This window comes from Crossiella cryophila, assembly GCF_014204915.1.
Classification (GTDB): Bacteria; Actinomycetota; Actinomycetes; order Mycobacteriales; family Pseudonocardiaceae; genus Crossiella; species Crossiella cryophila.
In genome coordinates, this window is record NZ_JACHMH010000001.1 from 4,868,547 (window position 1) to 4,892,445 (window position 23,899).

Here is a 23,899-nt window from a genome sequence, read left to right on the forward strand (position 1 = left end):
CCACCTGCGGTCAGGCCGCCCGCAGCAGCCGGGCGGTGTAGGGGTTGAGTTCGATCGCCTCGTCCGCGCCGACGAGGACGGTGCCGCCGAGGGTGATCAGGCGGCGGCCGAACCCGCAGCTGGGCTCGAAGGCGAAGCTCATGCCGGGCGTCAGTTCGAGGTCGGCGAGCAGCGTGGGGATACCGGGCACCGCTGGATAGCGCTCGATGCCCTCGACCTGGCTGAAGTCGATCGGGACCCGGCACAGCGCGGCGATCGGGTTGAGCCCGTGGATCTGCGGGCCCTTGACCCAGCCGCCGGCCTCGGCCAGTGGCGCGAGCATCGCCTCGGCGACCTCACCGAACTTCCGCTTGGCGCGCAACGTCTCCAGCCCGGCCCGGTAGCAGTCCTGGGCGACGCGGGCAGCGCGCTCGACGTCCGGGTGCGGCTCGCCGACGGCGATGGCGACCTGATGCTGGGTGGCACGCATGCCGAACTGGCCGAAGATCTCCGCGGTGATCACATCGCCCTCTCGCAGCACCCGCGGGGCCTGGGGGCGGTAGGCCCACTGGGGCGGGCCCCAGACCACCGGTTCCGGGCCGGAGTAGAAGTGCATCTGCGGAACCGCGGTGCCGCGCAGGTAGGCCGCGGACATGCCGGCCGCGTACACCTCGTTCTCCCGGATCCCCGGCCGGGCCGTCTCGACCATGGCCTGGGCCATGGCGTCGCCGATGGCCGCCGAATGCCGCACCACCGCCACTTCCTCCGCGCTGAGGTCCATCATCAGCCTGGCCAGGCCGAAGCCCGCGGCCGTGAACCTGGCCTCGGGGAACCGCGCCACGATGGCGTCCCAGAGCGTGAAGGGGATGATCCCTTCCGGATGGGCCGGGATGTAGGGCTCCAGGCCGGCGACGCCGATGGCGGCCTTGGCCAGCCCGTGCTCCTGGAGCACCTCCGCCACCGTGGCGGCGCCCCGGCCAACTCGGACGTTGCCCGCCGCGATCCACAGGGCGTCACCGCGGCGCACGCCCTCCAGGTGGTCGAAGACGAAGCTCGGCACCGGGGTGAGCGCGATGGGTTCGCCGTCACGCGGGAACACGATGGTCTGCCCCGGCCGGTCGTTGGTGAACCAGGTGTCCAGGTAGTACGGGGCAGGCCCGTTGTCCTCGTGCTCGCCGAAGACGATCAGCGCGTCCAGACCCTCCCGGTCCATGAACTCCCGCGCCAGGTTCCAGCGGCGGTCGCGTTCGGCCGGGGAGTAGGTCGGTACGACCAGTTCGGTCATGTCGTTCTCCTGATGTGGTTGCGCCAACCCGACTTCACGCGGCGCGGACCTGCTCGGTCAGCGCACCGGCCTGGCGGCGCGCCTGCTGGTGGGCGTTGGCCAGGGAGGTCTCGTGCATCCCGATGAACTGGCTGAGGATGGGCACGACCGGGGCGAGGCCGAACTCGATGGTGATGAACTCGAGGTCGAGGCCGAGTTCACGGCCCAGGCTCTCCCGGATGTGCGGCACCAGGTGGTCCCGGCCCTCGTGCGGGGCGCCGGGCCCGTAGGCGCCGCCGCGGGAGGAGATGACGGTGGTGGCGCGGCCGGCGGCAGGCGGCGGTCCGTCGGGCAGGTTGTAGGTGCGCCCGAAGATGATGATCTGGTCCATCCACGCCTTGAACGAGGACGGGACGCCGTAGTTGTACAGCGGCACGGTGAACAGGTAGCCGGTGGCGCCGAGGAACTCCTCGACCAGTTCGTCCTGCACCGCCGCGGCGGCCTGCTGTTCCGGGGTGTGCTGGGCGGGGTCGGTCAGCCGGGCGGTGATGCCCGCGGCGGTGAGGTGCGGGACCGGGGTGGCGGCCAGATCGCGGTGGACCACCTCGCCTGGCCAGACCTCGAGGTAGGAGCGCGCGACCTGGCGCGAGATCGACTCGGCGTCGAAAGAGGTGGCGTCAATGTGCAACAGATAGGACATGACAACTCGATTCATCGGAATACAGACAACTTGTGCGCTGCCCCATGATGCATCACTATCGGAGACCTTACAAAACGAACATTCGTGTTCGTGGCGGCGGAAAATGTTCGTTATCGCCAAAGGTGGGCGCGAGGTGTTTTCATCGTGTCACTCCCCGTTGTTCCGGCTGACCGGTCGGCCGGGGAGCTAGACTCACGTTTTGTTCGTAGCCGCCGCGAAGGAGCGCCAGCCATGACCGGCGACATGATCGAACCCCCCACGCCCGGTGCGGATGACTGCGGTCGCCTGCCGGTGGAGAACGGCGAGTTCGTCCGCCAGGTACTGGATCGGGTCGGCGACAAGTGGTCGCTGCTGGTCATCGCCAACCTGCACAACGGGCCGCGCAGGTACAGCTACCTGCAGCAGGTGGTGGACGGCATCTCGCAGCGCATGCTGACCCTCACGCTGCGTCAGCTCGGTGAGGACGGGCTGATCGAGCGGACCGCCTACGCCGAGGTGCCGCCGCGCGTCGAGTACGCCCTGACGCCACTGGGGAAGAGTCTGCTCGGCGCGGTGACCTCGCTCATCCAGTGGGTATCCACCCACCACTCCGACATTCGCGAATACCGGGCTCGCGCGCGAGCGGGCAGTTAATTTCCTCTTGGCGCCTACTGTCAATGTCGGAGTAGTGTTCTTCGCATGACAGCCAACGAACAATTTCCCAGTGTGGATTCGACCGGCCGCGAGCGTCCCGGTGGTACCGGATTCCTGGGTGACCGCGTGGTATCCAGAATCGGTTTCGGTGCGATGCAACTGGCCCGGCTGCACGAGGACCGGGACGCCGCCATCCGGCTGGTGCGTCGTGCGGTGGACAGCGGAGTCGACCACATCGACACCGCCCAGTTCTACGGCAACGGGTTCGTGAACGAGGTGATCCGGGCGGCGGTGCCCGGCGCCGAGATCACCATCGTCAGCAAGGTGGGCGCCGACCCTGGCCCTGCTGGGCCGTACCCGACCTCGGCCCAGCGACCCGGCCAACTGCGGGCCAGTGTCGAGGCCAACCTCGCCGCCCTCGGACTGGACCGGATCCCGGTGGTCAACCTGCGCCGCAACGACGTCGGCTTCGCCCCGCCCGCCGAGGGCGACCAGGTGGTGGACCTCGACGACCAGCTCGCCGAGATGATCGCCTTGCGCACCGAGGGCAAGATCGGTGCGATCGGGCTCAGCAGCGTCACCCTGGACGGGCTGCGCCGGGCCCTGCCCGCCGGGATCGTCTGCGTGCAGAACCCCTACAGCCTCGTTGACCGCGCCGATGAGGAGATGCTGGAACTCTGTGCGGCACAACGGATCGCCTGGGTGCCGTACTTCCCGCTGGGCAGCGCCGTGCCCGGAGCGCCGAAGGTGACCGAGGAGCCGGTGGTCACCGCGGTCGCCGGGACCTTGGGCGCCACCCCCGCCCAGATCGGCCTGTCCTGGCTGCTGCACCGGGCCCCGAACGTGCTCCTGATCCCCGGCGCCGCCGACGAAGGGCACCTTGAGGCGAACCTGGCGACCGGGCGGCTGACCCTCGATGCCGCGGCCATGACCGCGCTGGCCGCCGTGCCCTCGCGCGCCCTGCCCTACCCCAGGTGAACCTCGGGTGAGAATGGGCTTGAGTTTCCACCTGCTGGAAGGTTCAGGCTGAGTCCCGTGAACGACGACGACGACGAGCTGTTCACCATCGGACAGCTCGCCAAGACCACCGGCCTGTCGACCAGGACCATCCGGTTCTACTCCGACAGTGGCCTGCTACCGCCGACGACCAGGTCCTATGGGGGTTACCGGCTCTATGACGCGGTCGCGGTCGGCCGTCTTGAGCTGGTCCGCACCCTGCGGGAGCTGGGGCTGGATCTGGAGACGGTGGCGCGGGTGCTGGCCGAGCAGGTCACGGTGACCGATGTGGCGCGTACGCATGTGAGCGCGCTGGATGCGGAGATCCGGACCCTGCGGGTGCGCCGGGCGGTGTTGCGGGCGGTCGTTCGACGTGGCGGATCGACCGAGGAGATGAAACTGATGAACGATTTGGCAAGGCTGTCCGCGGGGGAGCGGCAGCGCGTTCTGGACGAGTTCGTGGCGCGGGCCTTCGAGGGTGCGGACCCGGCGGCGCCGGGGGCCGGGCTGGCCGAGGCGATGCGGCAGTTGCCTGCTGAGTTGCCGGATGATCCCAGTGACGAACAGGTTGATGCCTGGGTGGAGCTGGCGGAACTGGTGCAGGACAAGGACTTCCAGCATCGGGTTCGGCAGATGGTGCTGGCCGGGCAGAGTGAGGCCGGCCGGGAGGTGCAGGCGCAGGGGCCCTCGGCGGAGCAGGTGATCGAGGCGGCCGCGGTGGCGGTCGAGGCCGGGATCGCGCCGGATTCGGTGCAGGCCAAGGAGATCATCGGCCGGGTGGTGTCGGCGGAGTTGTCCGCGGCGGAGCGGGTGGCGCTGGCCGATGGCTGGGCGGTGTTCACCGATCGCCGGGTGGCGCGCTACTGGGCGCTGCTGGGTGTGCTCAACGGCTGGCCGCCCCGGCCGGGGCCGGACGGGGTGCCCGCGTTCGAGTGGGCCATCGCGGCCCTGCGTGCGTCGAGCTAGTCCTGGTTGAGCCGGCGTTGCCGGATGATCCGCAGCAGGCCGAAGCCCAGTGCGAAGATCGCCACGGTGGCCACGATCAGCAGCGTGAGCTTGAGCCACTCCGGTTCGGAAATGAAGCCGGCGATGGCGACCAATGCGAATGCGGGTACCAGTAGTGCGGTGAGCACCTGTGTGGTGCGGTCCAAGTCGTTCTGCACCGCGTGAGTGTAGCAGGGGGAAAGTAAAACCGGATTTACCCGATCGGGGTCGTCGTGTGCGTTGACGGCCCCGATCGGGCGACATTCGCGCTGCTCAGTGTGGGTGCGGGGTGCTGGCGGTGGTGAAACCGTCCAGGTCGTGACCTGATGGGGATTGCTTTCCTGAGGTGTCTTCGGAGTTGGTGTGTGAATGCGATGGGGGAGTTCGTGGAATAGGTACGCGGTGGATCCGGGTCATTACCGCGGGTGGTTTCCCGGCGAGCCTTGCTGCGCCGGGCGGCCGGATTGGGTTTGATCACCGCATGACGACGATGCGTGCGGTGGTCCTGGACGGTCCGGGCCCGGTGGCGGCACTCCAGCTCCGCGAGGTGCCCATCCCCGAGCCCAGGCCCGGCTGGGTGCGGATCCGGGTGGAGGCGTTCGGGCTCAACCGGTCCGAGCAGCACCTGCGCACCGGGATGGCCAGCAACCCGGTGTTCCCGATCATCCCCGGCATCGAGGCCACCGGCACCGTGGACCTCGCGCCCGGTGGGGAGTTCGAGGCCGGGCAGCCGGTGGTGGCGATGATGGGTGGGATGGGGCGGGCCTACGACGGCGGGTACGCCGAGTACACCGTGGTGCCCGCGAGCAACGTGACGCCGGTGCGCACGAGTCTGGACTGGGCCACCCTGGGTGCGTTGCCGGAGATGCTGCAGACCGCGCACGGCTCGCTGCACACCGGGCTGGCCATCCAGCCGGGGCAGAGCTTCCTGGTCCGCGGCGGCACCTCCTCGGTGGGCGTGGCCGCGGCGGTGCTGGCCAAGGAACACGGCCTGGAAGTCTTCGCCACCACCAGGAATCCGGCCCGGCTGGACACGTTGCGGGACCTGGGGGTCGATCACCCGCTGGTCGACGACGGGTCGATCGCCGCGCGGGTAAGGGAAATCCGGCCCGAGGGCGTGCACGCGGCGCTGGAACTGGTGGGCACCAACACGTTGCCGGACACCCTGCGGGCCACCGGCAGGCACGGCACGGTCTGCTTCACCGGCATGCTCAGCGATCAGTGGACCATCCCGGACTTCTACCCGATGGACTACCTGCCCAACGGCGTCCGGCTCACCGCCTACGGTGGCGAGAGCAGCGACCTGCCCCAGGCCGATCTCCAGCGCTATCTCGAACTCATCGAGGCCGGGAAGCTGCCGGTGCGCATCCATCAGGTGTTCGCGCTGGCGCAGATCCGCGAGGCGCACCAGCTGATGGAAGACGGTGGCGCGATCGGGAAACTGGTGGTCCGGGTCCGTGACTGAGCGCTTACGGATCCGCTCCGGCGTGTGGTTCGGGACCCCGGACTGGCTGGCGCGGGTGCGCGCGGAGACGGATCGGTGCCGGTACCCGCGGTACGAGTTGTCCATGCACGGCGACCCTGGCCGCGAGTCCTTCTTCACCGCGGTCCGGCAGCACCTGCCGCAGGATCCGGTGCTGGTCAGCTCGCTGAGCTGGGACGCGCTGCTGGACTCGGTGCGCAACGGGTTCCACGAGGCCAAGGGCAACCGGTTCGTGGTGGTGTGGCCGGATCTGGGTCAGGCGCCGCCGTTCGCGGTGGAGATGCTGGACAAGGTGGTGTGGCACGTGGCGGCCGGGCGGAAGTACCTGTGCGTGTACGCCGAGCAGAACCCCGCGTTCCCCGGCGGTCGCTACCAGCCGCCGGTTCGCTGAAATCGCAGTTCAGCGAATGGTTTCTGGCAGGTACCTACAGCACTTTTAAGTGCCTGATTGCCGAAAGAGACCAAGGATAGGACAGTGGTGCGCAGACAGGGACCACGCGGAGAGGGAAGAACATGGGCAACACGATGCGCGCCGTGCGGCAGGACTCCTACGGCGAGCCGGAGGTGCTGCGGGTAGTCGAGGTGCCGCGGCCGGAGCCGCTGCCGACCGAGATCCTGGTGCGGGTCAAGGCCGCGGGCATCAACCCGGTGGACTGGAAGACCCGCGCGGGCAGTGGCGTCGCCGGGCTGCTGGGCGAGCCGCCGCTGATCCTGGGCTGGGACGTCTCCGGCGTGGTCGAGGCCGTCGGCGGGGGCGTGACCCGGTTCCAGGTCGGTGACGAGGTCTACGGCATGCCGCGCTTCCCGCACCGGGGCAACGCCTACGCCGAGTACACCACCGCCCCGTCCCGGCACTTCGCCCGCAAGCCGGCCGCACTCGACCACGTGCACGCCGCCGCCCTGCCGCTGGCCGGTCTGACCGCCTGGCAGGCCCTGGTCGACACCGCCGATGTCCAGCCGGGCCAGCGGGTCCTGGTGCACGCCGCGGCCGGTGGCGTCGGCCATCTCGCGGTGCAGATCGCCAAGGCCCGCGGTGCGTACGTGATCGGCACCGCCAGTGCGGCCAAGCACGACTTCCTGCGTGAGCTGGGCGTGGACGAACTCATCGACTACACCAGCACCGACTTCGGCACCGCCGTGCGCGAGGTGGACCTGGTGCTGGACCTGATCGGCGGCGAGTACGGCGAGCGCTCGGTCCAGACCCTGCGGCCGGGCGGGCTGCTGATCGTGGTGCCCTCCGCGCCCGCACCGGCGGCCGCGACGCTGGCCGAGGCGGCCGGGGTGCGGTTCACCGGGGTGCTGGTCGAGCCGGATCACGCCGGGCTGGAGCAGCTCACCGCACTGGTGGCGCAGGGCAGACTGCGGGTCGAGGTGGACACGGTGTTCCCGCTGGCCGAGGCCGCGCAGGCGCACAAGCTCGGCGAGACCGGGCGGACCAGGGGCAAGCTGGTGCTCACCGTGTGAGTGAGCCAGGCCACTGATTCGTTGTCCGGCGCGGGATCCCCGGCGCCGGACAACGCGGCTCCGGACAATCCTCGGCGTACCGGACGACGAGGAGCGCGCTGATGCCCCGCAAGGAACAACCGCTGGTCCCGAACGGGCTCCCGCTGGTCGACTTCGCCATCGAGCTGCGGAAACTCCGGGCCGCGGCGGGGCAGCCCGCCTACCGCACGCTGGCCGCCGCCACCCACTACTCCTCCAGCACGCTGGCCGCGGCCACCGGCGGACAACGCCTGCCCAGCCTGGCCGTCACCCTCGCGCTGGTCCGGGCCTGCGGCGGGGAGGCCGAGGACTGGGAGCGGCGCTGGCACCGGGTCGCGGCGCAGGTGCACGAGGAGGCGCCGCGACTGCCACCGGCCGCCGCCGCGCCCTACGCCGGGCTCGCGCCCTACCGGCGGGAGGACGCCGACCGGTTCTTCGGGCGGGACCAGGCGGTGGCCGACCTGCTGGCGCGGCTGGAACGGTGTGCCGTGGTCGCGCTGTTCGGCGCGTCGGGGGCGGGCAAGTCCTCGACGTTGCGGGCGGGTCTGCTGCCGAGGCTGGGCGAGCGGACCGCCGTGGTGTTCGCGCCGGGGGAGGACCCGTGGGGTTCCTGCGCCCAGGCACTGGCCGGGCCGCTCGGGCGGCAGGCGGCCGGGTTGCGGGCGGAGCTGCGGGGCGATCCCGGCGCGCTGGCGGGGCTGCTGCGCGAGCTGGCCGTGGGCGGGGCCGGGGTGCTGCTGGTGGTGGACCAGTTCGAGGAGCTGTTCACGCTGTGCGCCGAGGAGGCCGACCGGGCCGGGTTCATCGCCGCCCTGTGCGGTGCGGCCGGGCCGCGGCGGCGGGTGCTGCTCGGCGTGCGCTCGGACTTCTACACGCACTGCTCCACCCACCCGGACCTGGTGCAGGTGCTGCGCGAGGGCGTGGTGCCGCTGGGTGCGATGGGACCGGCTGACCTGCGGCGGGCCATCACCGGACCGGCCAACGCGGCCGGGTGCGCGGTGGAGACCGACCTGGTCGCGCACCTGGTGTCCGGGGCGGCCGCCGAACCCGGGGTGTTGCCGCTGGTCTCGCACGCGCTGGCGGAGACCTGGCGGCGGCGCAAGGGGAACACGCTGACCTTCGCCGGGTTCCAGGCCACCGGCGGGCTGGCGCACGCGCTGGCCAACACCGCCGAGGCCGTGCACGACGGGCTCACCGAGCCGCAGCGCGAACTGTGCAGGCAGCTGTTCCGCAGGCTGACCGCGCCGGGTGAGGGCACCGAGGACACCAAGCGGCGGGTCGCGCACACCGAACTCGACCACGCGGGCAGCGGACTGGCCGAGGTGGTCGAGCACTTCACCGCCGCCCGGCTGCTGGTCGCCGACGAGCACGGGGTGGAACTGGCGCACGAGGCCCTGCTGCAGGCCTGGCCGCGGCTGCGGGGCTGGCTGGTGCAGGACCGGGAGGGGCTGCGGGTGCAGCGCGACCTCTCGCACGCCGCCGCCGAATGGCACCGGCTGGACCGTGATCCCGGCGCGCTCTACCGCGGCGTGCGGCTGGCGCTGGCGCGGGACTGGGCCGAGCGCGAACAACCCGCGTTGTCCACCGGCGAACGGGATTTCCTGGCCACCAGCCAGGCCGAGCAGGTCAGCGAGGGCACCAGGACCCGGCGGCTGTTGCGCCGCACCCGGTTGCTGGCCGCCACGCTGGTGGTGTTGCTGCTGGTGGCCATCGGCATCGCGGGCTACGCCGTGCAGCAGCAGCGCACCGCCACCTCCCGCCAGCTCAGCGCGGAGGCCCGGCTGCTGCTGGGCACCGACACCGAGGCGGCCATCCGCCGCGCGCTGGCCGCGCACGCCGCCGCCTCCACCGAACAGTCCCGCGGCATGCTGTTGTCGCTGGCCAACACCCCGCCGGAGCACTCCCGCGCGCTGCACGCCGATCAGCAGTTCGTCTTCGCGGGCACCGATCCGGGAGTGCTGGACATCCAGCAGCGGCGGCTGCTGCTGACCCGCACCCCGGCCACCGTCTCCACCCAGGGCGTGCAGTCCGCGCGGAACTCGCCCAAGGACGCCAACCAGCTCGCCTACCTCTACCCGGACCAGGTCAAGCTGGTGGACCGGCGCACCGGCGCGGTGCTGGCCACCATCCCCGACCCGCCCGAGGGCGCCAGCGACCTTGGCCTGGCCGCGGACGGGCGGCACGTCTGGCTGCACGCGCCCGGCGCCGCGCCGCGGCAGCGGGATTTCAGCACCGGCGCCGCCGGGCCGACCTTGCCCACCCGGTCCCAGACCATCGCGGTGGACCGGGCCGGGCGGCTGCTGGTCACGGTGGACCAGCAGGGCCAGGTGGAGCTGTGGGACGCGGTGACCGGCGCGAGCCGGGGTCGTGGGCCGGGTGGGCTGGGCGAGGTGCGGGTGCTGGCCCTGCACCAGGATGGCCGGTACCTGGCCGTGGGCGGGGCGAACGGGCGGACCACCGTGTTCGACCTGGAACGCGGCACCGTGGCCAGCGAGCTGGCCGACCAGGGCGGCACGGTCAGCGACCTGGCCTACGGCATCGACCCGAACGTGCTGGTGGTGGTGCAGCAGGGCCGGGTCCGCTGGTGGGACAGCCGGGGCCGGGTCGCGCTCACCCTCAGCGGGGACCGCGCCGACTTCCTCGGCGTCACCTTCGACCCGACCGGGCGGGTCGTGCTCGGGGTCAACGGGCTGATCAGCACGGTGTGGGACCAGTGGCGGCTGCCCCTGGTGGCCGGGTCGCCGATCACCCAGCCGCTGGCCTTCAGCGCCGACGGCCAGACCCTGCGCGCGGGCACCGGCACGCACCAGCTCAGCTGGCCGCTGCGCCCGGCCGGCCCGTTCCGCGGCACCCCAAGGCCGCCGCTGCGTGAGGTGGTGGTGGACCGGGAGCACACCGTCGCGCTCGGCCCGCGCGGCGAGGGCCTGGTGCTGTGGGATCTGCGTCAGGACCGGCAGCTCGGCGAACTACCGGCCTCGCTCGGCGGGAACGGCGCGCTGAGCCCGGACGGGAGCACCGCCGCGATCAGCACGGCCGACGCGGTGCGGCTGTACCGGGTGCACGACCAGGCCCGGCTGGCCGACCTGCCCAGCGGGGAGATCGAACCGGCCACCGGCGTGGTCTTCGCCCCGGACAACCGGAACCTGGCCTGGATCCGGCGCGCGGGCCCCGCCGTGCTGTGGGACCAGCGGAGCAACCGGGAACACGTGCTGGGCGCTGACCACCCGCGCCGGGTGGTCTTCGCCCCCGGCGGCCGGTTCGTGCTCACCGTGACCGATGCGGACCTGCAGGTCTGGGAGGTGGCCACCGGCAGGCGCACCGCCCGGCTGGCCGTTGACCGGGCGCACGCGCTCACCCACGCGCTCAGCCCGGACGGCCGCACCCTGGTGCTGGCCGGGGCGGGCCGGGCCATCGAGGTGTGGGACCTGCCGGCCCAGACCCGCATCGCCACCCTGGACGGCCCGCAGCCGCTGGTGCACCTGGCGACCTGGAACGAGGACGGCACCGTGCTGGCCACCGCGGGCACCGACACCACGGTGGTGCGCTGGAACCTGGACCTGGCGGCCGCGCGGCGGAGTCTGTGCGAGGCGCTGGCTGAGGACTTCGTCTCCGCCGAGGGCGCGCCGCTGCCGCCCTCCTGCGCCTGAGGCGGGTGCGGGACCGGCGTGGTCCCGCACCCGGCCGGGTCAGGTGATGATGTCGAAGGGCTGCCAGCCGGTGCCGATGAGCTGCGGGCTGCCGAAGGTGGTCATCCCGCTGACGCCCTTGCTGTGCGGGTAGACCAGCAGTTCCCCGTTGCTCGTGACCTTGCCGACCAGGTCGGGCCAGCCGTCCAGGTTGACGTCGGTGAGCGTGATGGTGTCCATCATGGTCCAGCCGGTGCCGACGGTGACCGGCCCCCAGCCCGCGGCGGCCCTGGCCTGCCCGGCGCGCACCCGGTCGAACCGTGGCGCTGGTCTTTGCGCCGCACCGGAACGCGCCGAGATGCCGTTGTCACCCGGGTAGAGGGTCAGTCGGCCCTGGTCCACGGTCGGGTCGGCGGCGATCAGGTCGCTCACCCCGTCACCGGTGAGATCGGCCATCGCCAGCCAGCTCACCGGGCCCCAGCCGGTGCCCAGCAGCTGCCGGGCCCCGAAGGTGGCGGTGCCGTTGAACACCCCGGAGTGGTAGTAGACGTAGAGGTCGCCGGTGGCCGCCTCGCGGGCGATCTGGTCGTCCCAGCCGTCGTTGTTCACATCGTGGAACAGCGTGAAGTTGTTGATGTTGGCGCCGAAGCCGAGGGTGACCGGGGCCAGCCAGGTCGAGGTGCCGTTCAGCTTGCCCGAGTGCGGGTAGACCTTCAGTTCGCCGCCGCCGCTCTGGTGCCAGCGGGCCACCTGGTCCGGGCCGGGACCGCCGGTGATCCGGGCCAGGGCGTAGAAATCGGCGATGCCCGCGCCGTGCCCGACCACCACCCCCGGCGAGGTGAAGGTCTGCTGCCCGTTGAAGACCCCGGAGTGCGGGTAGACCAGCATCACGTTGTCGCTGGCCCGGCGGGCGAAGAGGTCGTTGCGGCCGTCCAGGGTGATGTCCCTGGACTGACCGCCGAGCCCGGCCGCGGCCGGGAGTGCGGTGGTGGCCAGCAGGGCGAGGGCGAGGCCGATCGCGCCCGCGGCCCGGCCGAAGCGCCGGATCATGGTGTTCCTCCGAGGAAGTAGCCGTGCACGTAGCCGCGCAGGTGCGCCTGACCGGCGCTGTGCCACAGGGTCAGTGCCCCTGACGGGCCGAGGCCGGTGACGAAGGCGTTGTTGCGCACCGGATGTCCGCTCGCGCTCAGCGGCAGCAGCGCTTCGGTGCTCAGCGGCGCGAAGCCGGTGTTGCCGTGTTCCTGCTGCCACACGTCGATGTCGGTGGCCTGACCGGCCAGCCGCACCGAGGCGGTGACCACCGCGCCGGTGGCGTTGCCCGGCACGCCGTCGCGGCGGGTCACCGGGATCTCGACCGGGGTGCCGCTGGGCAGGCCGGAGCTGAGCGCGCCGGCGCCGGTGGCGTTGCCGGAGCTGTACTGGTGCACGGTGTGCCGCAGCGGGACGTACCGGGCCCCGCCGGATCTCACCTCGAACCAGCCGGTGACCTCCACCGTGACGGTGGCGCTGCCGCGCGCGTTGTAGAGCTTGATCGCGTTGTCCGCGCCGACCGGCACCAGCACGCTGGTCGTGGTTTTCCCGCCGGGGTAGGGCGTGCTGGTCCAGGAGGCGGTGCGGCGGGTGCCGAAGACCTCGATCTCGGTCGGCTCACCGGCCGAGGTGGTGGTCACGTTGACCGCCACCGCGGTGGCCGCGGCCGGGATGCCCTGCACGCCGCGGGCGATCACCCCGATCTGGGCGTTCGCGCCGATGGTCGCCGGGCCGTGCAGCCGGAAGGGCCTGCGCACCGGGAAGAACAGCGAGGCGCTGCCGCCGCTGTAGTAGCCGAGCACGTCGATGGACAGGTTGACCTTGCTGTGCGAGTTGTGGATGCGGATGACCTTGTCCACCGGGTTCAGCGTCGCGGTCACCGTCTCCGACCGGATCTGTCCTTTTCGGACGTCCACTGTGGGCACCGGGCCGGCCGGTTTGCTCACGTCGGGGGTGATGCTCAGGCTGGTGAACTCCTCGGCGTGCATGCCGGTCACGGTGAGCACCACCGCCTGCGCGTCGGCGGGCAGCCCGGGGATGGGCAGTGTGTAGGTCTCGCCCGGCTCGAACGGCCGCTGGTGCCCGCCCTCGGGGCTGTAGGTGTTGAGCACCCGGTTCTGCACGGTCAGCGGGGTGTACCCGTTGCCGGTGGGCGCGGCCAGCGCGCGGTGCTGGCCCAGGTGCAGGGTGCCGCGGCCGAGGGTGTTGTCCCGGCCCTGCCTGCCGGCCGCGTCCAGCAGCAGGGTGCGCAGGTGCTCGGCGTCCAGGTCGGTCCCGCCCCGGTAGACCGCGGCCGCCCCGGCCACGTGCGCCGCCGCCACCGAGGTGCCGCCCAGGGTGGCGCCCGGTGCGCTGCCGCCGCTGTAGGAGGAGACGTTGGTGAGCGCGGTCAGGTCCGGCTTGACCCGGCCGTCCACCGTGGGACCCCGGCTGCTGTAGCCCTCGGCCTGGCCGCCGGACTGCTGGTTGGCCGGGGTGATCGCACCGACCGCGAGCGCGTACGGGGAGCTGGCCGGTTCGGCGATGCTCTGCGCCGGGGTGGTGTAGGACAGGCCGTGCGCCGGGCCGTGCACTGTCAGGTCGTAGCGCATGTCCCGCGCGCCGCCGTTCCACTTCAGGTAGGCCCAGTAGGTGCCGGGTGCGTCCGAGGGCTGGGTGAAGGTGACGGTCTCCACCGGGGAGAGCCCGCCGGAGGTGCCCTTCTGTGCGCGGATGGAGTAGCGGCCGCCGAGCGCGGGATCGTTGAGGCCACTGGGTTTCGCCGGGGTGCTCATCACGTAAAGGTCGAAGTCCACCGCGGTGCGCGGCCAGGCGTCCCACTTCAGCTCCACGGTGACCGTGCCGCCGGAGGAGACGGAGAAACCCTGCCCCTGCGCGTTCCCGTTGAGGTACTGCCACCCGTCGGCGTCGGAGCCGAGCAGCCGCCCGCCGAGGTGCTTGTCGCCCTCGTTGCCCGCGGCGGCCACCACCAGCACCCCAGCCGCACGCAGCTGCCGCACCACGTTGGCCGGGGCCTTGGCGCCCTCGACGTCCTCGCCGGTGCCGTCCCCGCGGCCGGTGCCGGGGAACCCGAGCGCGACGGTGACGATGTGCACGCCCTGCTGCCGCAACCACTCCGCCGCGTCGTCGAAGTCCATGGTGTCCACGACGCAGGCCAGGAACAGCTGGGCCTCGGGGGCCATGTCGTGCACCACCTCGGCCATGGTGGTGCCGTGCGAGCTGATGTGCTCGGTCCCGCAACGTCCATTGTGGACTGTCGCGCTGGCAGGCACCTCGCCCGCGGTGCGGGCCGCGGCCAGCCTGCCGTAGCCGATGTCGATCACCCCGACCTTGGCGCCCGCTCCCTTGCCGCCCGCGTTGTGCCAGGCGGGGGAGTTGGTCAGCGGCACGCCCTCGGAGACCACCATCGGGATCGGGCGGATGGGCTGGCGGATCTCGCGTACCGCCCGGTTCGCCGCGAGGGCGGGCAGGGCGGCGCCGGGCAGCGTGGCGCGGACACGGCCGGGGGCGGTGTCGCTGACCTCGCCGCCGTTGGCGCGCACGGCCTTGGCGAGCGCGGCCGGGTCACCGTCGAGGTAGACCTCGGCGCGGGCGCCGGAGCCGGCGGCCACCAGGGCGAACTGGTCCATTTTGGACAGTGCGGGGGCCGCCGAGGCCGGGACGGGTGCGCTCAGCGCGAGCGCGGCTGCCACCCCCGAGGCCAGCGCCGCGGCGCGTCTGGGAAGTCTGGTCATTCCGCTGTTCCTCATTCCAGGTCACTTGCAGTTGTTGCCGGGGCCCAAGGGGGCGTAGCCACGGTTCTCCACGGTGATCGCCCGGGTGTAGCCGCGGTGCCCCACCGCGACGAGGCTCACCGACTTGGGCACCGGGTCACCGCCGTCGTAGTTGGGGATGGACGCGACGAAGATCCGCTCTCGCTGCTTGTCGACCTGGGTGGCGACGCACCGCTCGAAGTTCTGCCGCATCTGGTTGGTGTTCGCCGTCCCCACCAGCGGAACCAGGTTTCTCCTGATCCCTTCGCCGTGGAACTCACTGGCCACCAGGTGCCCCCGGTGGTGGTCCAGTCCGCGGTCGAAGCCGGGCGGGGTGTGTGCGGGCAGGGGGTCGTGGCGCCTGAAGGTCCCTGGGAAGTTCCGCTTGTTCCACAGCGTCTCCACGCACACGAACGCGCCCTGGGCCCTACCGCCGTTGGCCTGGTCCAGTTCCAGGTAGCGCGGGGTGTCCGCGGCCATCGTCGGCACCCCGTCGACGCAGGACTCCGCGCGTTCCCTGACGTCCTCGACGAGGTCCTCGTCCACCTCCGGGCCGCGCTGCAGACCGGCTGGCGGGCCGTCCAGCATGTCGTTGAGGTACTCCATGCCGAGTGCGGCCGTGACCGCGGTGGCGGCCTCGATGAGGCTGTTGGACGGGTCGATGAAGTCCGTGGTGGTGTCCACCGGGATGTTGGTCGGCGGGCGCGGTGTGGTGGTCGAGCCGGGCTTGGGCGGCTTCGGCGCGCGCACCAGGTTCAGCAGCCACAACGGCGGTGGGGGCGGGGGAGGGGTGACCCGAGGGCGGGGCGTGGTCCTGACGCCGCCCGGACCGGGTGTGCCGCCGGGGCCGGGTGTGACACCGGCTCCCGGACCTGGTGGCACGTACCCGCCCGACCCGGGCCTGGGGGGCACGTGCCCCCGAGGCCGGGGCTGGATCTTGTTCCCTGACTTGGAGACCGATGTGGTCGGGCCGCCGAGCAACGCGGCCGCGGCCGCCCCCAGCCCGGCGAGGGCCGCGGCGGCACTCCACCCTTCGCTGACGCCGACCACGACGCCGATGGCGACGGGCAGGAGGTGTCCGCTGGGATCGGTGTTGTCCAGCGGCGCGGCGTCGCCGTAGGTGTACCGGTTCGCCTTCACCGAGGGCCGCGGGTCCAGGGTCCAGGTGTCCCGGCTGCTGAACCCGCCCGTTCCCGGTTCGTACCACCGGGTCAGCATGTTCACCGAACCCGTTTCCGGTTCGGTCCACTCACCCTGGTACCCCAGTGCGGGCTTCTCGCCCCGGCTCGTGGTCACCGAGCCGAACGGGTCGAAGGTGCGCTGCCCGAACACGTCCAGGCCCCGGTAGGACCCGGTGACGTCGCCGTGCCGGTCGGCGTAGAGCAGGGTGCCCTCGCCGGTGGCGCCCACCGCCTTGTCCGCCAGGGGTTCGCCGTCCGGGCCGCGGCTGATCAGCCGGGTGCCGTCGGCCACGACGTCGTTGTCGGTGGTGGCGTAGCGGAAGGTGTTGCCGTCGCGGCTGGCGATCCGGCCCAGGCTGTCGTAGCCGTAGCGGACGCCGCCGGATTCGCGGATCTGCTCGAAGGCGTCGGACCTGGTGCCGCGACCGGTGGGCCCGGTGGTGGCGGCCAGGGTGCCGCGGGGGGTGTAGGTGCGGCTGGTGGTGCCGTCGGTGAGCAGGCGGTTGCGGTCGTCGTAGGTGTAGGTGGTGCTGCCCGCCTTGGTGCGGTTGCCAGCGTCGTCCCACTCGTAGGCGGTGCTGACGCCGTCCTGGCGGGTCCAGGAGGTCAGCCGGTTGGCGCCGTCGTAGCCGAAGCCGCTCGCGGTGGTGGCGCCGTTGTCGGTGGTCTTCCGCGCGGTGAGGTTGTCGTCCTTGTCGTAGTCGTATTCGGTGCCCAGCAGCACCAGCGCGCTCGTGCCACTGGGTTCGAACTCGGTCAGCCGGTCCCCGGTGAGGCGGCCCAGACTGTCGTAACCGCGCACCCGGCGGACGAAGCGCTCCATGCCGCGTTCGGCGGTGTGCGCCAACCGGCCCGCCTGGTCGTAGGAGTGCTCGACGGCCCGGCCGGTCAGGCCGGTGGTGGCCGAGGTGAGGCGGCCAGCGCCGTCGTAGCCGAAGGTCGAGCTGCCCGAACTGTCCACTCTGGACTTCAGTCGGCTGTCGGCGTCATAGCTGAACCCGGCCTCGCCGCTGCCGCCCTTGCTCTCGATCTGGTTGCCGCGGTCGTCGTAGCGGTAGCTGGCCGGGCCGCTCGGTGTGTCCTGTGTGGACAGTCTCCCGGCCGGGTCGTAGTCGAACTTCTTGTCCGGGGTGGCGACCTCGGCCCCGCTGCCGCGTTGCACCCGCAGCCTGCCCTGGGCGTCGTACTCGGCGGTGATCACCACGTTGCCCGGCCGGGTTTCCCGCACCGGCTGGCCAGCCGCGTCGTATGCGGTGGTCCAGGTGCGCTGGGCTGGTTCCGGGTGGGCCGGGGTGACCGGTTCGAGCACTGATTCCGGCAGGCCCCATGGGGTGAAGGTGTACTCGGTGACCTTGCCGCGGCCGTCGGTGAGCCGGGTCCGGTTGCCTGCCGGGTCGTAGCCGAAGGCGCTGGTGATGGTGTGGTCGGCGCGGGCGCGTTCCTGCTGGCGCACCGGGCGGTTGAGCGCGTCGTAGGTGGTGGTGCGCAGCCGTCCCTCGGCGGAGCGGGTCTCCACCAGGTTGCCGTTGGGGTCGAAGGTCGCCGTGCCTGCCCGGAGTTCCCTGCCGCCGGCGTGGTCGCTGATCCTGGTGGGCCTGCCCGCGAGGTCGTGTTCGGTGCGGCGGGTCAGCCCGGCCGGGTCGGTGTGGCCGATCCGGCGGCCGAGGTCGTCGTGCTCGAAGGCGCCGGCGCGCCCGGTGGGGTCGGTGACCTTGACCGGTTCGCCCGCGGCGTTGAACTCGGTCCGGCTGGTGTGCCCGGCCGGGTTGGTGCTCGCGATCGGGTTGCCCGCGTCGTCGTAGGCGGTTTTGCTGACGTAGTAGGCCAGTTGCGGGTGCCGGTCCACCTGGGTGGCGGTGATCTGCCTGCCCAGTTCGTCGTAGGTGGCCTGGGTGCTGCCACCGGCCGGATCGGCCTGGCCGACGAGTTCGCCGTTGCGGTTGTAGAAGTTCGTGCTGGTGCTGGGCCGACCGTCCACCGGCGGGCGGGTTTCGGTGCGCACCCGGCCGTAGGGGTCGAAGGTCCGGGTGGTGACCCGGTCCAGCGGATCGGTCACCGACTTCGGGTTGCCCACCTCGTCGTAGCCGGTGCGGGTGGTCGCGGTGATCGGCTGTCCACCGGGCGGGGTGTAGCCGGGCCGGGTGAGCGTTTCCTGGCGGCCCATCCGGTCATAGGCCACGGTGGTGACCGCGCCGTTGGCGTCCCGCGCTCCGGTGATCTCGCCGAAGGCGTTGTGGCCCACGGTGGTTTCCGGCCGGACCTGCCGTGCGGGCTGACCGGCCGTCCAGGCCTGCACCTGTGGGCTGGTGCGGGTGACCGGGCGGCCGAGCGCGTCCAGGGTGGTGTTGGTGACCAGGCGCGCCCGGTCGGCCTCGGCCACCACCAGGCCGCGTGGATCGCGGACCACGGTGGTGAGCAGGCTGCCGCCGGAGCCGAGCGCGACCTCCTCGCGCAGCTGGTTGCCGTCGGCGTCGTAGCCGAAGCTGGTGGTCTCGACCCGGCCGGGGGCGACCGGTCCGGTGCTGGCGCGGCTGCTGACCTGACCGTCCGGGTCGTAGCGGAAAGTGGTGACCCGCTTGAGTTTCCCCGGGTCGAAGGTGACCGTCTCGGGTAGCCCGGCCCGGTCGTAGGCCGCGGTGGTGGTGACGCCGCCCGCGCCGACCAAGGTGGTCAGGTTGCCCGCCGGGTCGTACTCGCGGCTCTCCAGGCGGACCTCGCGGGTCGAGCCGTCCGGCTGCACCACACCGCGGCGGGTGGCGGTGGCCGGGAGCCCGTCGTCGAAGTAGGTGTAGCTGGTTTCCCGGCCCATCGCGTCCCGGCTGAGCGCGAGCCTGCCAGCCGGGTCGTGGGTGTTGGCCTCGACCGTGAGCACCGCGTTGGCCCCGGGGTTGGCCGGATCGGCGCCGATGCCGGAGACGGTGCGGCGCAGCACCCGGGCCCGGTGATCGAGGTGGGTGGTGGCGATGGTGCCCGCGGCGTCGCGCACCACGAGCTGCCGTCCCGCGTCCCGGTACTCCCGGATTTCCGTGGTGCCGTCCGGGAAAGTGACCTTGACCGGGCGGTCCTGCGGGTCGTATTCGTAGCCGGTGGCCCTGGCCGCGTCGCCGCCGGTCAGGTCGTGCAGTTCGTGCCGGGTCTGGTTGCCGTTGCCGTCGTAGCTGTGCCGCACCTGCAGGGTGTGTGTTTTCCCGGTCAGCGGGTTGGGCACGCCGGGGGTGGTGACGGTGGCCAGTTCCGAGCGCGGGGTGTAGGTGTAGCCGGTGGCGCCGAAGCTGGTGCTGGCCTGGATCCGCCTGCCGATCAGGTCCTGTTCGTAGCCGGTGCGCAGACCCAGCGGCGAGGTTTCCTCGGCCAGGTCGCCGTTGGCGCGGTAGCCGTAGCGGGTGACCTGGCCCGGCCGCTTGCCGGTGTGCTCGATCAGCAGCCCGGCCGGGACCACGCCGCCGCCGACCGCGGCCTCCGATCCCCTGCTGTACACCCATTTCTCGGTCGGCGCGGCCGATCCGGCCGGGGCCGGGTACTTCGCCTCGGTCTGCCTGCCGAGGGCGTCGTAGCCGTAGCTGGTGCGGTAGGTGGTGTCGGCCGGGCCGCTGGAGCGGGCGTCGGAATCGCTGGTGCGCCGGTCGTTGCGCGGATCGAGGGGATCCGGCTGCGGTGGGTGGTAGGTGGCGTGGCTGGTCTGGCAGGAGGAGGTGTCGCGGCAGCTGGTGCGGGAGAGCACGTTGCCGCGTTCGTCGGTGGTGAAGCTGATCCGGTGGTTGTTCTCGTCGGTGACCGCGGCCAGCGCGCCGATCGCGTTGTACTCGTAGCGGCGGGTGCCGCCGTCCTGGGTTTCGGCGACCGGGCGGCCACCGCGGTCGGCGTCGTAGGTGTAGGTCGCCTCCGGGTAGGGGCCGCGCAGCACCACCATCCTGGTGGCCTCGTGCCGGGCCGGGGTGTCCAGCCGCCACTGCCTGCCGCTGTGGTCGGTCAGGGTGGCCACCCGGTCCTGCGCGTCGTCGTAGGTGAGCTGGGCCTGCACCCGGTCGTCCTGGGGCAGGGTGATCTTGGTGAGCAGTTCGGCCCGGCGCGCGGCGGCGTGGTGCCGCCGGATCGCGGTGTGGCCCAGGGCGTGCTGGTAGAGGGCCACCTCGTCGATGAACCCGCTGAAGTGGAACTCGCCCTCCCCGGCTGAGGGCCAGCCCTTGCCGCGGCCGGCGCCGACGGTCAGGTGCGGCTGCTCGTCGTGGTCGATGAGCCCGGTGACGGTGCCCTGCGGCACCCCGTCCAGGTAGAGGGTCTGGGAGTTGACGAATCCGGAGAGCACCACGTGGTGCCACCTGTCGTCGTCCACCGGCGCGGCCGAGGTGACCTGCCGGGGCCCGTCCGGTTGCGGCACCCAGAAACCACCGCGCAGGTGACCGTCCTGGCCGACGTAGAGGATCGGGGTGGAGGCGCGCACCTCGGCGCTGCCGAAGGGCCGGTCGCTGGTGTTGAGCAGCACGCCGTCCCTGGTGGTGCGGAACCACAGCTCCACCGCCAGGGTGCTGGTGGGGCTGGCCAGCTTGTCCGGCAGGACGATCCGGCTGTTGGCCCCGTCGAAGGCCGCCGCGGTGTCCCCGGTCCCGGCCAGTGGTCCGGCCGCGCCGAGGGTCACTCCGGTGTAGCCGCCCTTGTCCGCACCGGCCTGGCGGGCCACCGCGTTCGCCGCGCCGGCCGAAGCGTCCTTTTCGGACAGTCGCCAGAACCCGCGCGGGCTGTCGTCGGCGACGGTGGAGCGGTAGTGCGAACCACCCTGGTGGTCATAGCGGGTGCAGTTCGGCGCGGCCCCTGGCGCGCAGGCCTTGACCAGCCGATCGCCCTGGTACTCATAGGTCCAGCTCAGCGGTTGCGCCCCGGCGCTGGGGGCGGCGGTGCTGACCGCGGTGACGTGTCCGTTGAGCCAGGTCATGCTCAGGGTGCGGCCGCTGACCAGGTTGCGCAGGGTGTGCGGTTTCCCGGTCGGCCCTGCCTGGTCGTACTGGAGTTCCTCGGTGAGCCCGTTGCCGTCGGTGATCGTGCGCAACCGGCCCCAGGCGTTGAAGGTCCACCGGGTGGCCGTGCGGTCCCGCAGCGTGTACTCGCCGCGTACCGGATCGTGCACCAGGGTCAGGTTCTGCCCCGCCGGTGGGGCGAATCCGCCGTCGTGGTTGCGGCCGAACCGGATCTGCCGCCCCGAGTCCAGGGTGACGACCACGTTGCCCGAGCCGTCCTCGTCCGCGGTCAGTTCCATGTCCAGCCTGGACGCCCAGCCTTCGCCGAAAGCGTTGTGCGGCCTGGGGTCCAGGCTGTTGTAGGTGCGGGTGAGCACCAGGTCGGGGCCGACCGTGGCGACCTCGGCGTCCCGGCTGGCCAGGCCGAAGTTGCCGACCTGCGGGTCCAGTCCTGGCGCGAGGCTGTCCGGTGTGCCGCCCAGGTGCGCGGTGATCTGCGGTTGCGGCACCTGCGTGCTCAGCAGCAGCGGCCCCACCCAGGCCCCGGCCTCGGCGGTGTCGTGCACCTGCACCCACCAGTAATAGTCGCGGCTCCATTTCAGCGCGCCGGGCGGTGGGGCCCAGGTGGCGTTGGTCCAGCCGGATTCCACGCAGTCCACCGGGTGCTCCGGGGTGCCGGCGCAGACCTTGTAGTTGTAGGTCAGGCCCTTGGCGGGCCAGTTGTCCGGGTCGACGCCCTCGGCGTGCAGGGTGGGGCGCAGCGAGCCGACCAGTGCGCCGGAACCGGGTTGCTGCTTGTCCGAGGTCGGCTTGATGTTCTTGATCTGCAGGCCGAACTGGCCCCGTGGCACGCCGTACGCGGTGTGGAAGTCGGCGCCGTTGTCGTACATGGTGAGCACCACCGCGTAGTCACCCGGCGGCTGCTTGGCCAGTGTGGCGCGGACCAGCGCGGAGCCGCCCGGCGGCACGTCGTGCGGCAGGCTGATGTTCCTGGTGTCCTGCTTGACCTGACCGTTCTGCACCAGTTGCACGCCGAACTTGACCGCGCCGCCGGGGCCCCAGTGCCCGGCGCCGCGGTTGCGCACGGTCACCGCGATGCTGCCGTCGAGGTTGTTGAACGGCAGCACGACCTCCTCGACCTTGTAGTCGGCGCCCTGCGGCGCGTAGGTGACGTCCAGGAACGGTTTGGCGTTGGCCGGACCGTTGGCCGAGCCGAACTGCTTGTAGGCGGCGGTGTCCCGCTCGTCGGCGGCCCGCACCGCCAGGCCGTGGAAGGGCGCGCCGTGCGTCCAGTCGGTGGCCAGGTCGGCGTTGAGGTCGAAGTCCACCCGCGCGGCCGGGCAGCCGGCCTTGCCGTGCGCGAAGCCGCGCTGCGCCAGGTGCTGGGCCAGCGGCGGGCCGGGCCAGGAGCGCAGTTGCCCGCCGTCCCAGGAGCCGCCGACGGCGTAGACGTCGACCGGGCGCGGGGTGCAGGAACCGGAGTCGGAGTTGTACAGGTTGAGCGCGAGGCCGTTGACGTACTGGTTGCGCAGGTTGCCGACCAGGTCGGGGAAGTGCAGGAACGCCGCGTGCACGCCGACCCCGGCCTGGTTGCCCGCGCGCAGGTCGATGGCGGCGGAGTTGTTGGCGCTGCGGCCCTTGGTCACGTAGGTGTCGTCGGTGGCCGCGGTGATCTGCACGGACGGGTCGGCCAGCACCGGGTAGGCGCGTTCGGGTGCGGCCAGCCAGTCCGCGGCCAGTTCCACCCGCAGCACCTGGGTGCCGCCGTCCTGGTGCAGCAGGTAGCGCACGTCGTGGGATTCCACGCCGCGCGCGTCCCGCATCCAGCCCGGCGGGATGAGCGCGCGCACCGCACCCGCGCCGTCCTTGAGCAGCACCTGGGATCCGTCCAGTTCCGCGCGCAGTCCCTTGAGGTGCAACGGGAAGTCGAAGCTGGTGGGTGCCGCGCGGGAGTGCAGGAGGAGGTTCTCCTTCACCCCGCCCGCGGTGGCGGCCAGTTCGACGTCGGTGTGCGGCCGCACCCCCGGGTAGGTGGCGGTCGCGCCGTCCACCCGGGGTGCGGCGGAGCCTGCCCCGCGCAGGCCGAAGGCGATCTGGTGCTCCCGGCTCAGCGCGATCGAGGCCAGCCGCTGGTCCGCGCCGGAGCCGGCGAAACTCGTGTCGTAGGAGGCGGTGCGCGGGCTGAGGCGCTCGCCGGGGCGCAGGGTGAGGTCCAGTGGCGTCCAGCTGCCGTCGGCCTGCCGGAGGTGCACGGGTTCGGTGTGCAGGCGGCGGGTGTGGCTGCCGTCGGGGTTGCGGAAGACCGTCGAGGTGGCGGTGCGCTGGTCGGGCAGTTCCCGGCTGGCGGCGGTGAAACCCCGCTCGGCGGCCGGTACCGGGGTGACCCTGATGTCGGTGCGCCGCTCCGGCCCGGTCCGCTCGGTGCGTAGTTCCGGCAGCGGTGGCCGATCGGGCACGGCGCCCGGTGGACGTTGGCTCCCGGCGGGTCCGGGACCGCCCTTCGCGGTGGTCTGCTCCACCGGGACCCGGCCGGGCAGGCCGTCCGGGTTGCCGGAGCGCTGCTGGGGCGCCTGCCGGGCGGCGCCTTCGGGCAGGGTGGCCGCCCCCGCGAGTGGTGGGGCGATGACCTGGGGCGTGCTCGCCACCAGCGCCAGGCTGAGCAGTCCCGCCACGACACGTCTGGTCCCAGGCACCGTTGATCCCTCCCGCACGCACACCGGGCCGCGCGGGTGCGCCGGCCCTCTTCTCGCCAGTGGGCGGATCCCCCAGTGGACCGGCCTGGGAGGGATCTATCAGCGCCGCGTTGTGCACCGCCGGGTTCGCGGGGCCGGACATCG

The 23,899-nt window shown here is 72.2% G+C and carries 13 protein-coding genes; 7 read left to right on the forward strand and 6 right to left on the reverse strand.

Annotated elements, in window-relative coordinates; all coding sequences use genetic code 11:
* Positions 1–10: 10 nt before the first annotated feature.
* Both HNR67_RS21790 and HNR67_RS21795 read right to left on the reverse strand, forming a co-directional pair.
* Positions 11–1,264 carry an aminopeptidase P family protein gene (locus HNR67_RS21790; protein WP_185004091.1) on the reverse strand — a complete coding sequence of 418 codons (1,254 nt, stop codon included), beginning with the start codon at positions 1,262–1,264 and terminating at the stop codon, positions 11–13.
* 34 nt (positions 1,265–1,298) lie between these two features.
* Positions 1,299–1,943: an FMN-dependent NADH-azoreductase gene (locus HNR67_RS21795; RefSeq protein ID WP_185004092.1), complete on the reverse strand. Its 645-nt coding sequence runs from the start codon at positions 1,941–1,943 to the stop codon at positions 1,299–1,301.
* A 231-nt stretch (positions 1,944–2,174) separates the two neighbouring features.
* Between HNR67_RS21795 and HNR67_RS21800 the strand changes: the two genes are divergently transcribed.
* The 3 genes from HNR67_RS21800 to HNR67_RS21810 are packed head-to-tail and all read left to right on the forward strand — an operon-like array spanning position 2,175 to position 4,538.
* A complete protein-coding gene (locus tag HNR67_RS21800) occupies positions 2,175–2,576 on the forward strand; it encodes a winged helix-turn-helix transcriptional regulator (RefSeq protein ID WP_185004093.1) in 402 nt (133 codons plus the stop codon).
* A 45-nt stretch (positions 2,577–2,621) separates the two neighbouring features.
* On the forward strand, positions 2,622–3,554 hold the full coding sequence (locus HNR67_RS21805; RefSeq protein ID WP_185004094.1) for an aldo/keto reductase: 933 nt from the start codon (positions 2,622–2,624) through the stop codon (positions 3,552–3,554).
* 57 nt (positions 3,555–3,611) lie between these two features.
* A complete protein-coding gene (locus tag HNR67_RS21810; protein ID WP_185004095.1) occupies positions 3,612–4,538 on the forward strand; it encodes a MerR family transcriptional regulator in 927 nt (308 codons plus the stop codon).
* Here HNR67_RS21810 and HNR67_RS21815 read toward each other — a convergent pair.
* Positions 4,535–4,735: a hypothetical protein gene (locus HNR67_RS21815; protein WP_185004096.1), complete on the reverse strand. Its 201-nt coding sequence runs from the start codon at positions 4,733–4,735 to the stop codon at positions 4,535–4,537. The two genes, HNR67_RS21810 and HNR67_RS21815, sit on opposite strands and share 4 nt — an antisense overlap.
* A 302-nt stretch (positions 4,736–5,037) precedes the next feature.
* Here HNR67_RS21815 and HNR67_RS21820 point away from each other — a divergent pair, with 302 nt between their 5' ends.
* The 4 genes from HNR67_RS21820 (at position 5,038) to HNR67_RS21835 (ending at position 11,168) form a co-directional block, all read left to right on the forward strand.
* Positions 5,038–6,021, forward strand: a complete 984-nt coding sequence (locus HNR67_RS21820) for a zinc-binding alcohol dehydrogenase family protein (protein ID WP_185004097.1) — start codon at positions 5,038–5,040, stop codon at positions 6,019–6,021.
* Positions 6,014–6,430 (forward strand): hypothetical protein, encoded by a 417-nt coding sequence (locus HNR67_RS21825; protein ID WP_185004098.1) that lies wholly within the window; start codon positions 6,014–6,016, stop codon positions 6,428–6,430. Before HNR67_RS21820 ends, HNR67_RS21825 begins: the two co-directional genes overlap by 8 nt.
* A 134-nt stretch (positions 6,431–6,564) precedes the next feature.
* Positions 6,565–7,503 carry an NADP-dependent oxidoreductase gene (locus HNR67_RS21830; protein ID WP_185010941.1) on the forward strand — a complete coding sequence of 313 codons (939 nt, stop codon included), beginning with the start codon at positions 6,565–6,567 and terminating at the stop codon, positions 7,501–7,503.
* 101 nt (positions 7,504–7,604) lie between these two features.
* Entirely contained in the window at positions 7,605–11,168 is a 3,564-nt protein-coding gene (locus tag HNR67_RS21835; RefSeq protein ID WP_185004099.1) for an nSTAND1 domain-containing NTPase, read from the forward strand.
* Between the two features lie 39 nt (positions 11,169–11,207).
* On the opposite strand, the gene HNR67_RS21840 is transcribed toward HNR67_RS21835, so the two are convergent.
* The 3 genes from HNR67_RS21840 to HNR67_RS21850 are packed head-to-tail and all read right to left on the reverse strand — an operon-like array spanning position 11,208 to position 23,755.
* The gene (locus tag HNR67_RS21840) at positions 11,208–12,197 is read right to left on the reverse strand and encodes an FG-GAP repeat domain-containing protein (RefSeq protein ID WP_185004100.1); all 990 of its coding nucleotides are present in this window, start codon (positions 12,195–12,197) and stop codon (positions 11,208–11,210) included.
* Entirely contained in the window at positions 12,194–14,911 is a 2,718-nt protein-coding gene (locus tag HNR67_RS21845; protein ID WP_185004101.1) for a S8 family serine peptidase, read from the reverse strand. The genes HNR67_RS21840 and HNR67_RS21845 overlap by 4 nt, the downstream gene beginning before the upstream one ends.
* Before the next feature lie 21 nt (positions 14,912–14,932).
* A complete protein-coding gene (locus HNR67_RS21850; RefSeq protein ID WP_185004102.1) occupies positions 14,933–23,755 on the reverse strand; it encodes a LamG-like jellyroll fold domain-containing protein in 8,823 nt (2,940 codons plus the stop codon).
* Positions 23,756–23,899 lie beyond the last annotated feature (144 nt).